Annotated in this window: 15 protein-coding genes and 3 tRNA genes; 10 read left to right on the top strand and 8 right to left on the bottom strand. The window is 48.0% G+C overall.

The genetic code is table 11. The features are described 5' to 3' along the window. From HKN79_05205 to HKN79_05195, 3 genes are all read left to right on the top strand, one after another. On the top strand, positions 1–700 hold a 700-nt coding region (locus HKN79_05205), incomplete at its 5' end, for an exopolysaccharide biosynthesis polyprenyl glycosylphosphotransferase (protein NNC82954.1). A 550-nt stretch (positions 701–1250) separates the two neighbouring features. After that, positions 1251–1823 (top strand): type 1 periplasmic binding fold superfamily protein, encoded by a 573-nt coding sequence (locus HKN79_05200; GenBank protein NNC82953.1) that lies wholly within the window; start codon positions 1251–1253, stop codon positions 1821–1823. A 13-nt stretch (positions 1824–1836) separates the two neighbouring features. Then, positions 1837–4173, top strand: a complete 2337-nt coding sequence (locus tag HKN79_05195; GenBank protein ID NNC82952.1) for a TonB-dependent receptor — start codon at positions 1837–1839, stop codon at positions 4171–4173. On the opposite strand, the gene HKN79_05190 is transcribed toward HKN79_05195, so the two are convergent. The 7 genes from HKN79_05190 to HKN79_05160 form a co-directional block, all read right to left on the bottom strand. Beyond that, positions 4174–5028 carry a 1,4-dihydroxy-2-naphthoyl-CoA synthase gene (locus tag HKN79_05190; GenBank protein ID NNC82951.1) on the bottom strand — a complete coding sequence of 285 codons (855 nt, stop codon included), beginning with the start codon at positions 5026–5028 and terminating at the stop codon, positions 4174–4176. Between the two features lie 26 nt (positions 5029–5054). Next, complete coding sequence (locus tag HKN79_05185) at positions 5055–6146, bottom strand: PA0069 family radical SAM protein (protein ID NNC82950.1); 1092 nt, start codon at positions 6144–6146, stop codon at positions 5055–5057. Between the two features lie 64 nt (positions 6147–6210). Next, positions 6211–6903: a hypothetical protein gene (locus HKN79_05180; GenBank protein ID NNC82949.1), complete on the bottom strand. Its 693-nt coding sequence runs from the start codon at positions 6901–6903 to the stop codon at positions 6211–6213. Positions 6904–6940: 37 nt separating this feature from the next. Next, complete coding sequence (locus HKN79_05175) at positions 6941–7411, bottom strand: hypothetical protein (GenBank protein NNC82948.1); 471 nt, start codon at positions 7409–7411, stop codon at positions 6941–6943. A 214-nt stretch (positions 7412–7625) separates the two neighbouring features. Continuing rightward, the gene (locus HKN79_05170) at positions 7626–8342 is read right to left on the bottom strand and encodes a hypothetical protein (protein ID NNC82947.1); all 717 of its coding nucleotides are present in this window, start codon (positions 8340–8342) and stop codon (positions 7626–7628) included. A 2-nt stretch (positions 8343–8344) separates the two neighbouring features. Continuing rightward, on the bottom strand, positions 8345–9745 hold the full coding sequence (locus HKN79_05165; protein ID NNC82946.1) for a sigma-54-dependent Fis family transcriptional regulator: 1401 nt from the start codon (positions 9743–9745) through the stop codon (positions 8345–8347). A 66-nt stretch (positions 9746–9811) separates the two neighbouring features. Beyond that, a complete protein-coding gene (locus tag HKN79_05160; GenBank protein ID NNC82945.1) occupies positions 9812–10207 on the bottom strand; it encodes a response regulator in 396 nt (131 codons plus the stop codon). Positions 10208–10529: 322 nt separating this feature from the next. Between HKN79_05160 and HKN79_05155 the strand changes: the two genes are divergently transcribed. The 4 genes from HKN79_05155 (at position 10530) to HKN79_05140 (ending at position 12715) form a co-directional block, all read left to right on the top strand. Beyond that, positions 10530–10694: a DUF1328 domain-containing protein gene (locus HKN79_05155; GenBank protein NNC82944.1), complete on the top strand. Its 165-nt coding sequence runs from the start codon at positions 10530–10532 to the stop codon at positions 10692–10694. Between the two features lie 84 nt (positions 10695–10778). Further along, entirely contained in the window at positions 10779–11288 is a 510-nt protein-coding gene (locus HKN79_05150) for a DNA starvation/stationary phase protection protein (protein NNC82943.1), read from the top strand. A gap of 35 nt (positions 11289–11323) precedes the next feature. After that, positions 11324–12217, top strand: coding sequence for a mechanosensitive ion channel (locus HKN79_05145; protein ID NNC82942.1), 894 nt, complete (start codon positions 11324–11326; stop codon positions 12215–12217). Between the two features lie 48 nt (positions 12218–12265). Next, positions 12266–12715, top strand: coding sequence for a PA2169 family four-helix-bundle protein (locus HKN79_05140; GenBank protein ID NNC82941.1), 450 nt, complete (start codon positions 12266–12268; stop codon positions 12713–12715). Between the two features lie 68 nt (positions 12716–12783). Here HKN79_05140 and HKN79_05135 read toward each other — a convergent pair whose 3' ends face one another. Then, complete coding sequence (locus tag HKN79_05135; GenBank protein NNC82940.1) at positions 12784–13776, bottom strand: hypothetical protein; 993 nt, start codon at positions 13774–13776, stop codon at positions 12784–12786. A 105-nt stretch (positions 13777–13881) separates the two neighbouring features. Here HKN79_05135 and HKN79_05130 point away from each other — a divergent pair. The 3 genes from HKN79_05130 to HKN79_05120 all read left to right on the top strand — a co-directional run bounded on the left by HKN79_05130 (position 13882) and on the right by HKN79_05120 (position 14184). Next, positions 13882–13956 (top strand) — tRNA-Pro (locus HKN79_05130). A 19-nt stretch (positions 13957–13975) separates the two neighbouring features. After that, positions 13976–14049: transfer RNA gene (locus HKN79_05125), tRNA-Arg, on the top strand. Positions 14050–14109: 60 nt separating this feature from the next. After that, positions 14110–14184, top strand: a tRNA-Pro gene (locus tag HKN79_05120). Positions 14185–14269: the final 85 nt, after the last annotated feature.

Below are 14269 nucleotides of genomic sequence, written 5' to 3'. Positions count from 1 at the left end.
CAATGAAGTCATCCATAAACTGAGCAAGCGATCAGTCTATGTGGATGTGGATTATAATGGCTATACCCCCGTGGTGTCCTTGGCCAAAGAGCCATTGGAAGTACGTATGAATCGCATAGTGAAAAGGGGCTTCGACATCTTGTTCTCATTATGTGTCATTGTACTGGTCTTCCCATGGCTTATCCCTATCACGGCCCTGCTGATCAAACTCGAGTCTCCGGGACCGGTCTTTTTCAAGCAGAAACGCAGCGGGATCAACTACAAGCCATTCTACTGCTATAAGTTCCGTACCATGCGGGTCAATGCCCAATCGGATACCAAACAAGCGACCAAGGACGATTCTCGGATCACCCGATTCGGAGCCTTCTTGCGCAGAACGAGCATCGATGAGTTCCCTCAGTTCTTCAATGTACTGATCGGCAATATGTCGGTCGTAGGTCCTCGACCTCACATGATCGAGCACACGCGCATGTACTCCAAACTCATCAAGCCATTCGTCATCCGTCATTGGGTGAAACCAGGTATCACTGGTCTGGCACAGGCCAAAGGTTACCGAGGTGAGACCAAAGAGGTCAAGCAGATGCAGGATCGCGTCAAGATGGACGTATTCTATATCCAGCATTGGTCCATGACCATGGATATCCGCATCATCGCGTATACCTGCTGGAATATGATATCCATGCAGAAGATGGGCTACTGAGTTCCTTCCTCTTCGACTTTTACTATTTCATTCTTCTTAAGCGTAACTTTGTTGTGTGAAAGGGCTATTTCACATCCTGCAAAGAATCTGGGCGGTCATACTGATCGCTGCCCTCACCGTACCCTCGGGACACGGCTTGGAAGAATTATTCCACGACCACGACAGTCATGCAGAGCACTGCCACCTAGCCCAACACGAGTGCTCAGAAGAAGCACTTAACACAGCGTGTCATCTAAGTCTATTCCATGGAGACAAGTCTGCCTGTGCAGACCACGACCACTTCTCTGATAAGGAGGAATCATGCGAACTCTGTCTATGGGCAGAACGAAATTCATCTGAAGCGGTCCTCGAATATTCAGTTGAAATACTGCCTCATGACCTGTCACAGAAATTCTCCATTCTTCCTACCCGAGAGAAACAGGCTCTCTATTCTGAAACGACCTATCAGCGCGGTCCTCCTCTTTGTGTAAGTTGATACCAGAGGATTCGTCCTCTACATGCTTTCGCAGTCCATCCTGGGCTGATACTTACATTATAATTCTCGATCAGAATGAAAAAATCGATCATCCCATTCGTCATGGGCGTGATAGCTGTAGCCATGTTCTCAGCTTGCGAAAAAGACGATGAAGAGGATCCTGTGATACCCAATGAAGAAGAACTGATAACGACCGTACGGTTCCATATGGTACCCGCATCTGGAGGCGATACCATCACATGGACCTTCACCGATCTCGATGGAGATGGCGGTGATGCTCCGGTCATTGTCAATGGTGCAGCTCTGGTTGCTGGAGTCACCTATGGTACCCATTTGGAATTCCTTAATGAAGTGGAGGATCCCATAGAGGATATCACTGAAGAAGTGGAAGACGAAGCCGAAGAGCATCAGGTATTCTACATGGTGGATGGTGCCGATATGACGGTGAGCTATACCGACTCGGATGCCAATGGTTTTCCCCTTGGCCTCACCACAGAAGTGATGACCCAATCTGCCAGTTCAGGTAGCTTGGAGATCATCCTTAGACATGAGCCTGAAAAAGATGAGGCTGGTGTGAGCGATGGAGATATTACCAATGCCGGTGGAGAGACCGATATAGAAGTATCCTTTGACATCACTATCCAATAGATTGAAGCTAGGCATGAGCTTGCTCCTTGCACTTCTCGTATATGGGAAGGGTTTGGGGCAAGATTGTGCCATCACCATTGGGGGTACGGTACTAGATGCCCACAATGGTGAGCCCATGCCCTACGTTTCCCTGTATGACAGTGATAGGGCCATCGGTACACAGACCGACCTTTCGGGAGAATTCACCTTTGAGGGTATTTGCGCGGGTCCCATGCACCTGCGCATCAATCATGTCGGATGTGAGGAGGTGCGGCTATATCTGGATATTCGACAAGACACTTCCTTCACACTGCGTCTACATCACCATGCTGAACTATTGGATGAAGTGGTAGTGTCCGAATCAGCGACTGACAGGGCCTTGGGAGAACAGTCCGTGCTCAGTACAGAAAAAATCATCGAGGCTCCCGATAAAGGAATAGGGGAGATGCTCACCCAAGTGCCTGGAGTCAGTGCAATACGTACCGGGTCTGATATTGTGAAACCCGTACTTCACGGCATGAGCGGTAATCGCTTGACCCTGCTCAATAATGGCGTGGCCCACTCAGGGCAGCAATGGGGTATGGGCCATGCTCCAGAGATCGACCCGCGTTCTGCCGATCGATTGACCGTGATCAAAGGAGCAAATACATTGGCCTACAATGGAGAGGGAATGGGAGTGATCCTTCTGGAAAAAAGTCCGATACCCAACGAGCCCCATATCCATGGTCTCGGGAGTTATGGGTTCAATACAACTGATCTTGGCCATGCACTCCATCTTCGCCTTCAGCAAGGCATGAAAGGATTGTCCTGGAGGGCCGACCTCTCCGCACAATCCAGTTCGGACGGGCAGACTCCGGATCATTTTCTGACCAATACGGCATCTCGCGGATTGAATGGAGCATTCACCTTAGAAAAGACCTTCAAGCAGAGACTGAGATCGGAGTTGTACTACAGTGTGTTCAACTCAGAGATCGGCATTCTACGGGGTGCACATATCAGCAATGTCACCGATCTGCTCTCCGCTCTGAACAGAGAAGAACCCTTCTTCACCTCTGACCAGAGGGACAGGGATATCAGCAATCCAAGGCAGGTGGTCGGTCATCATCTATTCAAGCTTCATAACCGCTATCTCGTGAGTGATTCTCTTATACTCGATCTCACGTATGCCCTGCAGTTGAATAGCCGGGATGAGTACGATGTGCGCAGGGCCGGCAGAGATGAGTTACCCGCCCTTTCTCTATCCAAGGAAGAGCATTTCACAGAGTTGAAGATGAAATGGCGCACTGCGGGAGGTAGGCAATGGAGAGCGGGTCTTCAACATCGATTTGCTCGGAATAGCAATGACCCTGAAACAGGAATTCTACCTCTGATACCAGACTACCTTCAGAGTCAGTATTCACTCTTCCTATTGCATACTGCTCGATGGAATAGATGGGAATATACCGTGGGTGCGCGATGGGATACGAAGAATCTATATGCATTGACGATCAGTAATAGCTTGCCAAGAGAGATCATCAGAGAGGATCTATGGTTCCATACACCGAGTGCTTCTATATCCACTACCTACACCTCTGTACATGACTTCAAGTTGAATGCAGAGATCGGCTATCGCGAGAGGAGTCCGGCTGTCAATGAGTTATTCAGCTATGGTCTACACCAAGGAGTGAGTGGGATAGAAGAAGGTGACCGGGATCTGCAGAATGAAAAAGGCATCAAGGCCCTGCTAGGAGCCGAGTATCACTTGCATGAGAAAGTGTTCTTCGATGTAGTCGCATATGTGCATCACATCGACAAATACATCTACCTAGAGCCACAAGACGAATTGCGACAGACCATCCGTGGAGCCTTCCCCGTATTCGAGTATGCTCAAGTGGACGGATTGATCCGCGGTGTAGATGCGAGGGTATCGGCAGAACTGAATGAGCGCTGGAGGACCCTGGCGGATTACTCTTGGATACGTGGAGAAGAGCGCAGAAGTGCTCGAGGACTTCTAGGTATTCCAAGCGATAGACTGAACTATTCGGTAGAATACGCTGTGCCTACCCAGGGGCTGCTCAACGAATTCACTTTGGATGCCGGATTGCGTCACGTCTTCGAGCGTCAAGGAATATTGACAGATAACAGCGACTATCCCGACCGATCAGAGGACAGTGCTCTGCAAGGTCAAGATTTCCTTCCACCACCGGATCCGTATACACTGTTCTCTCTAGGTGCCGAGACCAAGATGGCATTCGGGGCTACCAGTTTCACCCTTGGATTAGACGTGGAGAATCTCCTCAACACCCGCTATCGGGAGTATCTGGACAGGTTCAGATATTTCGCTGACGCCCGTGGTAGAGAGATCCGATGGAGATTGACCTGGAGATTCTGATCAGGGAATCCACTTGATATCCGAGAAGTCCGGAGCCCGTTTCTCAAGAAATGCATTTCTTCCTTCTTTGGCCTCATCGGTCATATAGGCCAGTCGCGTGGCCTCTCCAGCAAATACCTGCTGACCTACCATGCCGTCATCGGTGAGGTTGAAAGCGAATTTCAGCATCTTGATGGCTGTCGGGGATTTCATGAGTATCTCTTGGGCCCACTGATAGGCTGTGTCCTCCAATTCATCGTGAGGTACTACGGCATTGACCATTCCCATGTCAAATGCCTCCTGAGCCGAGTAGTTCCTGCCCAAGAAGAAGATCTCCCGTGCCTTTTTCTGGCCGACCATTTTGGCCAGATAAGCGGAGCCATATCCACCATCGAAGCTGGTCACATCTGCATCGGTCTGTTTGAAGATGGCGTGTTCTTTACTGGCCAAGGTCAAATCGCTCACTACGTGTAAACTATGTCCACCACCAACGGCCCAGCCCGGTACCACGGCTATCACGACCTTGGGCATGAAGCGGATCAGTCGTTGTACTTCTAGAATGTTGAGCCGAGGCATGCCATCCTCATCCACATAGCCTTGGTGGCCGCGCTTGCTCTGGTCTCCGCCACTACAGAATGCCCACTTACCGTCTTTAGAGGAAGGACCTTCACCGCTGAAGAGTACGACTCCTATCTCCGGGTCTTCCCGAGCGTCCAAGAAAGCCTCGAACAGTTCCGCTACCGTGCGGGGTCTGAAGGCATTGCGCACTTCTGGTCGATTGAAAGCGATACGGGCCGTTCGCCCGGATTTCTTGTAGGTGATATCCTCGTATTCCTTGACAGTCTTCCAATCCGGATTGACAGATGTAGGTTTCATTCTCTCCATGGGTCCAAAGGTATCTGTTAAGAGAACAGAGAGGTCTGTTGCCCCCGGTCTGGGACCGAGAATCTAGAATAGTCCATCTCTGTAGGTTCTTTCTTGGGAAGGAATTTCTGTCGAGCGATATCGAAGATGCGATGGATCTGATCGGCATAGGTCCCGGTGCCTCGCATGCGTGTCTTCCACTCGCTGCTATTGAGTCCTCCTTCATGCACTTCGCGGATGAGGTGCAATACTTTCTCTGCTCTTTCTGGATAGGCTTTGTGTACCCAATCACTGAAGATCTCACCTATGGCCCCATTGAGGCGCACCATGATGTAGTTGGCACTGACCGCTCCATGGTCGGCAGCTGCCTGTACGATGTCGAATACCTCATCACTATTGATGGCCGGGATGATAGGTGCTAGGTTCACATTGACTGGGATACCCGCATCCGATAGTCTGCGCACGGTCTTCAGTCGCTGGCTCACACTGGCTGTGCGGGGTTCGAGTTTTCTACGGGTCTCCTCTTTCAGAGAGGTGATGGAGATGGTCACACGTACCAGATCCTTCTCGGCCATAGCCGCTAGGATATCGATATCGCGCTGTATCATGCTGTTCTTAGTGATGAGTCCCACCGGATGCTGATAGCGCTGGAATACCTGCAAGAGTTGGCGCGTCAGACCCAATTTACGCTCGATAGGTTGATAGCAATCCGTATTACCGGATATGACGATCAGCTCAGGACGATAGCTCTTCTTCCTGAAGGTCTTCTCCAATAGAGTAGCCGCATTCTTCTTGACCAGGATGGCCCGTTCAAAATCCCTGCCTGGGCCATATCCCCAATATTGATGGGAATTGCGTGCATAGCAATAGACACAGCCATGCTCGCAGCCTTGATAAGGGTTGATGCTGAGGTCGAAAGGCACATCCGGGCTGGAGTTGGGTGTGATGATGGTCTTGGGATGGACTTCAATGAAGCTTGTCTTCTCTGGACCTTCATCGACTTCATCTATTCCTTCCCAATGTTCTGTGACATATGACTGCCGCTCAAATCGGTTGTGAATCTGCTTCTGAGCTCCTTGTCCTTTGAGATATTTCTCGTGTTCTGCCAATTCCCACGAATTTGATGACAATCGAGCGAATAAAAAAGACGATCCCGATAAAGGATCGTCTTCATTAGTTCTGTTTTCAGTATTCTTATTTTTCGTTGGCCTCGTTGAGCGAGCGTTTGGCTCCCTCGATCTGCTCTTTGAGCTTTTTCAAGTCCTTCTCTAGATCTTCGATCTCAGCACTCATCTTGCGATTCTCGCTTTCCATTTCAGCGTTCTCATCCAGATTGTCTTGGATCTTGGACTTGTTCTTTTCGATGTCTTCTTCATTCTTCTGAATATCCTTCATCACATCCTCTACTTGCTCTTGACGCTCATTGAGTCTATCGGTGTAGAATCGATTCTCAGCGTAGATGCTGTAGTCATTCAAAATACGCCCAAGAGCCTCGAACGTAGTGTTCATATGGGATGCACCGAAATACGTATCACCGCTGTCGCGCGCGGTTACTTTGACCTTGCTTTCATTACCTACAGGTATAACCCTGAAATACAAGTCCATCGATTCGGGATATAGGGCCGGAATAGAGATTTCTTCAGCGGAAAGGACATCTTTATTACTGAATAATCCACCTCCTTTCAGATTGACATCATAGCGGTCATCCATGAAGTCCTCGAGTTGTTCTTTAGAGGCTTCAGCAGGTATGGTCAATGACACGGTGTGCCCCTCGCGTAGTTCTTCATCATGATACATACGATCATCAGCAGCAGCTTGGCCTAGGATGGTCGTAGGGGTCAAAAAAAATGCAAGGGCAAGGGTGAAAAATAAGCGTGTGAGGGTCATGGGCTTCGTATTATTTGATTGTTGCAAGGAGAGGAGGTCACTTAGATCCTCCGCTATCCATCGACTGGGATTCGGCATAGTTGATGAATTCCTGTAGCAAGGTATCTAAAGTTTCTTGAGTATCAGACTCCATTTCTACCGGATATGCTGACTGATAATCAGATTTAGCATACAGGCGGATGATAGAGCTCTCATCGTCAACACCCATCACCATCATTTCCAGTTCCAATGAACCGTTTCCAGCTCTGGCTATCGTGCTGTTGTGCGCAGTCAAGGCCTCTTTAGCTTCCAGACCTTGTACGCTCGGACTCATATCCTGTCTGTGGGATATGAAGTCACTCCATACTTCACGAACTTTATACTCAGGGATATCTACTACCTCTTGCAGCGCCTCTACGTGGACTCCATCACGTTGGATATACACCGTATTGGAATCTGTCGGTATTTGAGAGAATACAGTGAGAGCTGAAGAGATGAATAGTATCGGTAACCAGTTCTTGAGTTTCATGATTTCAATTTTTTAAGTTCTTAATGTCATAGGATGTATATCCGTGTCTTGACATTACTATAAGAAAAGGTCATGCCCAGTTATAGAAACTTTGAGAACTAAATCGTATCTCACTGATTTGTAAGGTGATATAGTTTTATTTTCTCAGGCGGAAGAACTTATGGAACGCGAGACCGTGGAGTCGTGTCTACAGAATGTAGATGCTGAGAATGGGTCAGGAAAGGGAGATGATGAAGGACGTTCCCTTACCAGGAGTACTTGAGACGATCACATCCCATCCATGGCCGGCCAGGATATTCTGGACTTTGGTCAGACCCAGGCCTTTTCCATCATTGCGCAGTGAGAACAAGGGGTCGAATATGTGTGGGATATCCTTCTCATCGATTCCTATTCCCGTATCATGGATCTCTATCGTCATCGTATCTTCAACAGGCTTTGCAGAGATGGACAATTTCCCGCCATCGGGCATAGCTTGAATGGCATTGAGTAAGAGGTGATCTAGAGCGAGAAGAAGCTTTGAACGGTCAGCGCGAATGGTCGGATGCTCGTCCTTCGATAGTAGATCGAGTTTGATTTCTTGGCTATCTGCCCGCTCACTTACATTCTCCAGGCTCTCGCTGATCACCTGATGTAGGGAGACCTCCTCAAGGTCGATAGAAATAGGTCTCACGCTTTCCAATAGTTCGGTGAGCAGGTCATTGATGCGCCCGGAATTCCTTTGTATCAGATCTAGAAAGAATCTATCATCCTCCGAGATTTCGGCTGATTCCAGATTGGCCAAGGCCAAATCGATATTGGTGAGTGGATTGCGGATCTCATGTGCCATGACGCGCACCATTCTCGAGGTCATATCGATCTTCTCAGCACGTACCAGATTCCTGTACGTGGCAGTAGAATCATCTGAATGGGGTGCTATGTCAGAGGCACTCATCGTTACGAGAGCTCGGATTCGTATTGTTTGATCTTGTTATATAGGGTCTTCCGGTCGATATTGAGAAGCTCTGCGGCCTTGGTCTTATTATTACCGGTCTTGCGCAGGGCGTCCAGGATGGCTTCATACTCTGCGTGCAGAGAGGCCGATCGAAGGTCACCGTCCGTTCCGTTGTTCCGTTCTCTTTCAAAGAAGAAGTGTTCTGGCATGGTGATCTCAGTAGGCAATGCTTTCTCTTTCAACGTATCTCCAGAACTGAGAAGAACTGCGCGTTTCATCACATTCCTCAATTCCCTGAGATTCCCTGGCCATGAGTAGTTCAGGATCTGCTCTTTGGCTTTATCACCTATCTGTGTCACATGCTTGTTGAGACTCTGATTTGCCATATTCAAGAAGAACTCGGCAAAGAGTAGGATATCATCTCCACGCTCTCTGAGCGGAGCCAATTCGATAGAGAACTCATTCAATCTGAAGAATAGATCCTGACGGAAAGTTCCTTTTCTACTGGCTTCTATCAGATCCTCATTGGTCGCTACGATGATGCGTACATCGATGTCTTTCTCTTCATTGCTACCCAGTCTTTTGACTTTCGACTCTTGTATCAATCTCAGAAGCTTGATCTGATGCTGCATATCCAGATTTCCGATCTCATCCAAGAAGATGGTACCGCCATCCGCATATTCAAAACTTCCCACCTTGTCCGAGATGGCACCTGTGAAAGCACCTTTTACATGTCCGAACAATTCGCTTCCAGCGATATCATCGGGCAGTGCTCCGCAATCCAGAGCGACAAAAGGCTTGTCCGCACGTTGACTCCGAGCGTGTATCTCCTTGGCCACATATTCCTTACCGGTACCAGTCTCACCGGTGATGATCACAGACATGCCGGTAGGGGCGATCAGGCTCACTTGCTCATCTATCTCTTTGGAGCGTGGACTATCTCCACGTATATAGTTGATAGGAACAGATGACTTGTGTTTTGTCTCTGAATCGGACTTCTTATTGGACTGCTTTGCTTCAGTTGCTGCAGTAGGACCTACCTCTTCGGCATTCATGGCGCGCTCTATCGTCTCCAGGAGTTCGTCTGGATGGAGAGGCTTGGTGATGTAATCGAAAATGCCGCGCTTGACCGCCTTGACGGCCATTTTCACATCGCTGTAGGCAGTGATCATGATGATGGGAGCAGAGACTCCGTTCTTCCATAATTCCTTGCTCAGCGATATTCCGTCACCGTCTGGCAATTTATAATCGCTTATGATGATGTCGTAGGTCTCATCCGAAGTGGCTTTCCTGGCCGAGGCACAGCTACCAGCTTCATAAACATCAAATCCGTGTTTACTCAAGAATCGCTGCAATAGCAGTCGGATATCTCGGTCATCGTCTATGATCAGTAGTTTTTTCAATGGTATATGGTTTTGTGGGTCAGTATCTATGGCTAATCTGAGGACATATCGATCTGTAGAACCGCGTCAATCCGCTGTCAATCTTTCTATCGTATTCATGACATTTTTCATATTGAATGGTTTATCCATGAATTCGGCTGCACCTAGTCTCATTGCTTCGTCTTTATTCTGTGACTGAGCGCTCATGACGATCACCTCTGTAGAGTCAGAGATCACATCCTCCTTCATCAGACTCAGTCCGCTGCCATCTTTGAGATTCACATCCAGTAGAAGAACGTCTGGGGTATTCACCTCCATATATCTTCTTCCTTCCCTCAAGGATAATCGGTATTCGGCCTTCATACCGTTATTCCGCAGGTAGGAGCACAGTAGGAAGCAGACATCTTTCTCATCATCGATGACCAAGATGTCTGGAATTCCACTCTCATTACCATCTGCTACTAAGTTATCCTGATCCTTCATCAATTCAAAGTGTGTTCATCTATGCGCGTTCATTCTCTTCACAGGCTGACATGACCAAATTCAGTACCGATTGTGAATCATCTGATATATAGGCCATCATCCATCATTACATGGGGAAGTCATTCCCCGATCGGGGAAGGGGATACCATGGATTCTGAATGGTCCTCGAGAGCAATCTAATATCGTCAAAGCACATTCAGATTGAACGCAAATTATTGATAATCAATAATATATGATTTAGCGAGCCTTGCGCTAAAAGGCGTGAAAAGGATGTTGGTACGGGAATTCCATTATATCCAGCGAATCACAAAACCTAAAAATTATGTTACGCTGGACTTTAACTTTTGTAGTAGTTGCCTTGATAGCCGCCATCCTCGGATTTGGAGGAATAGCCGCTGGAGCAGCAAGTATCGCCAAGATTATATTTTTCGTGGCTCTCGTATTGATAGCCGTAAATCTTGTCCGAGGATTACTCTCGAAAGCTTGATAGAGCTTTCGGGGGTGCTCCCCCTTTTATCTACGAATCCATCCATTTACGAATCATTCAAAATCTGTTAAAATGTTAGACACCATGAGTAAGAACGGCCAAGCCAAACAAAAGAAACGCAGCTTCAAACTCGGCTACGAGAGTGAAGATGCGGCCAATGTGGTCGAGAAGCTCAACCTCCTTCTCGCCAATTATGAAGTGCACTATCAGAAATTGAGGAATTTCCACTGGAACGTGGTAGGACCTGATTTCTTCGATATCCACGAGAAACTCGAGGAGCAATACAACTTCACCAAAGAAGCAATAGACGTCATAGCCGAACGCATCCGCATATTCGGAAAGCGTCCTTTCAGCACCTTCAAGGAATTCCTGGACAACAGTGAGATCCAAGAGGTGCCTGCTGATTTCAAATCGAGTGAGATGATCACAGAAGTGCTCAATGATTTCGAGATACTCCTCACTCACCTTACAGAGACTTATGATGAAGCCGCAGAGATCGGTGATATAGGGACCACACACATGGTCGAAGAATTCATGCAGAATGTGGAGATCAAATACTGGATGTTCGCCTCTTTCAATAAATCAGAGGCATAGGATCGAGTATCGATTAAATCAAAATCTACAGACACATGGAAAGTATACAAGATATAGGAAGCGAGATTTGGGAAAAACTGATGGGCTGGTATGAGACCGCTGTCCTGATGTTGCCCAATCTGGCCATGGCCATAGTAGTCCTTTTGGGATTCGTATTGGTGGCCAAGCTTCTGAAAAAGGGAGTACATAAACTCCTCACACGCACATCAGACAACGAGGCCGTCAACAATCTTCTGAGCACCATAGCCTACATTGGAGTAATAGCCGTTGGACTCTTCTTCGCGCTAGGGGTGCTCAATCTAGACAAGACCGTCACCAGTATGTTGGCCGGTGTAGGTGTGGTAGGTCTGGCACTTGGTTTTGCCTTTCAGAACACAGCATCGAATCTGATCTCTGGAATTCTGATGGCATCGCGCTACCCGCTCAATGTGGGTGACCTGATAGAGACCAATGATCATTTTGGTACGGTAGAGGATATCACTCTCCGATATACCACCTTACGCTCCTTTCAAGGTCAGACGATCGTCATACCCAATAAGCAGGTGCTGGAAAGCAGCCTGGTGAATTACACCGTGACCAATGAACGTAGAGTCGACCTGGAGTGCGGAGTCAGCTATTCAGATGATCTGGAAAAAGCTGAACAAGTAGCCATCGATGCTATCACGCAAATGAGTTCTTCCAAAAAACCAGTAGAGGTGATGTATGGAGAATTCGGTGACAGTTCCATCAACTTCACACTGAGGTTCTGGCTCGATGATCCGAATCATAAGAATTTCCTCGAAGAGAAGAGTAAGGCGGTCAAAGCCTTGAAGAGAGCATTCGATGAGAACGATATAAGTATACCCTTTCCCATCAGGACCCTTGAATTTGCAAATCGCGAATTCAAGACCATAAAGAACGGTCTCTCTTTGGAGCATAGTGCTTCATAAGCAGATCACGATAATTTGAATTTTAAACCTAATAATACATCAATAGCTATGCAGAACAGAGACGAACAGATAGATAAACTACAGACACTCCTCAATAGAGCCTACGATTCCCATAACGGATATAGCGAGGCTGCTGACAGTGTCGATAACCGCTCATTGAAGCTATTTCTTTTCAATGTGAGCCTAGAGCGTAAGGACATGATCCAAGTGCTTTCTGACCAGATCAGATCACTCGGTGGTGAGCCTAATGACTCTGGTTCCATCAAAGGAGCATTGCACAGGACCTGGCTCAATGTCAAGTCTGCACTCTCTTCAGATACTGAAGAGTCCGTACTAGAAGAATGCCTCAGAGGTGAGCGCACCTTCATTGAGGATTATATGGAAGTACTACAAGAGAATGTGCTCCCTAGAGAAGTGCAGAATGTCCTTTCCCGGCAGTTGGGTCTGGTACAAGAGCGTGTGAAAAAACTCGAATCATTGGAAACAGAGGTCGCCTGATCACAGGTGGATTTTGATTCGTAGACCGAGAGCAGTGGCTATGGCCACTGCTCTTTGTTTTTTTGCTTTCAGCGGAAATATCTGAGAACACTGGTTCCTCTCTGAGAATAGACAGTGATGATATGTAGTCCCTGATCGAGGGATTCCAGATGAAAGGGCTGACTAGAGATAGATCGGTAGACCAGTCTTCCAGTGATATCGAAGATCGCTATCGATTGTGCATCCATACAGTCAGGGAGTCTCAACATATCACCTTGTATCTCTGCTCTGCAGACCGATTCGCTCTCGGTCAGAGAAGAAGTGAAGCCCCAGGCCGTACCGGCAAGCTCAGGCATACTGATATAGGGATTGTAGTTCCCTTGAGCGGCCTGTATCTCTTCATTGCGCTCGACCTCCTCTGTATCAGGTGGATCCATGACGTGCCACTCATAGAGTGTATTGAGGTCTCCCATGGAGGAGATGTCGCTGAAAGCGGCCTCTACATCATCGGCATACATCGTATAGAAATAGAAGATAGCCCGAGCGGTATTTCCCTTCTGCTCTTCTCTGGGCTCGAAGTATACATTGTGTTCTATCTCACTGTAAGCATCTATGTTGGATCCAGGTATGGAAGAAGACTCGTTATAACTTCCGGCTGATCCGATGAGCCACTCATCGGCCTGATTGTCGACCACCTCACCATAAGGTAGACTACCCCGGGTGCCATTGGCCTGCATATGGGTAGGGAAGAGGTGATGGATGTCCGAGCGCATAGGGGTCTGGCTATTGAAGAAACTCTGTGGTACCGTATGCTCTGTATTGATGGGGTCAGGAAAAGTGACCTCCTCGGCCGGCTGGGTGAAACCTGAGTACACACACTCCAAGGTGCCCCCTTCATTATCTATGGTGCCGAACATCGCTTCTCGAGCAGGTCCATAGCCCAGATCATTGTGCCAAGGTAGATACCAATTGTCCCTCAGCCATTCACGTAACTCCGCTCCGCTCAGGTCGCTAGGAGGAGGAGGGTCCTGTGCAAGAAGCAGCAAAGGGAAGAAGAGAAGGATGGTCGTGAGTATTCTCATGGGGACAAAAGTAGTCAAGTCCATAGGTCGCTAAATCATCTTGTCAATTGGACAGAATCTCCTAATTTTGCCACCCGTTTTCAGAAGCGTCTGAGAACCATATCACGGGATGTAGCTTAGTCCGGTTAAAGTGCGCGTCTGGGGGGCGCGAGATCGGAGGTTCGAATCCTCTCATCCCGACAGGTTGAATTTTTTTATTGGTCGCGTAGCTCAGCTGGATAGAGCATCTGCCTTCTAAGCAGACGGTCCCAGGTTCGAATCCTGGCGCGATCACATCCGATGGCGTTGAATTGGAAAATTCAATACTTTCGCCATCCCTTTAGAAAGACCGTTCGGGGTGTAGCGTAGCCCGGTCATCGCGCCTGCTTTGGGAGCAGGAGGTCGCAGGTTCGAATCCTGCCACCCCGACAGAAAAAAGTCAAACATTTAGCGTTTGGCTTTTTCTTTTATACCCTAATATGGTTATTTTTGAATAATAAATACGGGATGTGGC

The sequence above is a fragment of the Flavobacteriales bacterium genome, assembly GCA_013001705.1.
Classification (GTDB): Bacteria; Bacteroidota; Bacteroidia; order Flavobacteriales_D; family JABDKJ01; genus JABDLZ01.
This window is presented reverse-complemented; position numbering and strand designations above follow the sequence as displayed.

What these genes read in the sequence shown, in the direction of transcription:
- HKN79_05160 (NNC82945.1), bottom strand. Translation starts at nt 10,207, where the DNA reads ATGAAGGATCAGGATAACTTAGTAGCAGATGGTAATGAGAGTGGAATT.
- HKN79_05145 (NNC82942.1), top strand. Translation starts at nt 11,324, where the DNA reads ATGGAAAGTATACAAGATATAGGAAGCGAGATTTGGGAAAAACTGATG.
- HKN79_05180 (NNC82949.1), bottom strand. Translation starts at nt 6,903, where the DNA reads ATGACCCTCACACGCTTATTTTTCACCCTTGCCCTTGCATTTTTTTTG.
- HKN79_05175 (NNC82948.1), bottom strand. Translation starts at nt 7,411, where the DNA reads ATGAAACTCAAGAACTGGTTACCGATACTATTCATCTCTTCAGCTCTC.
- HKN79_05135 (NNC82940.1), bottom strand. Translation starts at nt 13,776, where the DNA reads ATGAGAATACTCACGACCATCCTTCTCTTCTTCCCTTTGCTGCTTCTT.
- HKN79_05140 (NNC82941.1), top strand. Translation starts at nt 12,266, where the DNA reads ATGCAGAACAGAGACGAACAGATAGATAAACTACAGACACTCCTCAAT.
- HKN79_05190 (NNC82951.1), bottom strand. Translation starts at nt 5,028, where the DNA reads ATGAAACCTACATCTGTCAATCCGGATTGGAAGACTGTCAAGGAATAC.
- HKN79_05200 (NNC82953.1), top strand. Translation starts at nt 1,251, where the DNA reads ATGAAAAAATCGATCATCCCATTCGTCATGGGCGTGATAGCTGTAGCC.
- HKN79_05155 (NNC82944.1), top strand. Translation starts at nt 10,530, where the DNA reads ATGTTACGCTGGACTTTAACTTTTGTAGTAGTTGCCTTGATAGCCGCC.
- HKN79_05150 (NNC82943.1), top strand. Translation starts at nt 10,779, where the DNA reads ATGAGTAAGAACGGCCAAGCCAAACAAAAGAAACGCAGCTTCAAACTC.
- HKN79_05195 (NNC82952.1), top strand. Translation starts at nt 1,837, where the DNA reads ATGAGCTTGCTCCTTGCACTTCTCGTATATGGGAAGGGTTTGGGGCAA.
- HKN79_05170 (NNC82947.1), bottom strand. Translation starts at nt 8,342, where the DNA reads ATGAGTGCCTCTGACATAGCACCCCATTCAGATGATTCTACTGCCACG.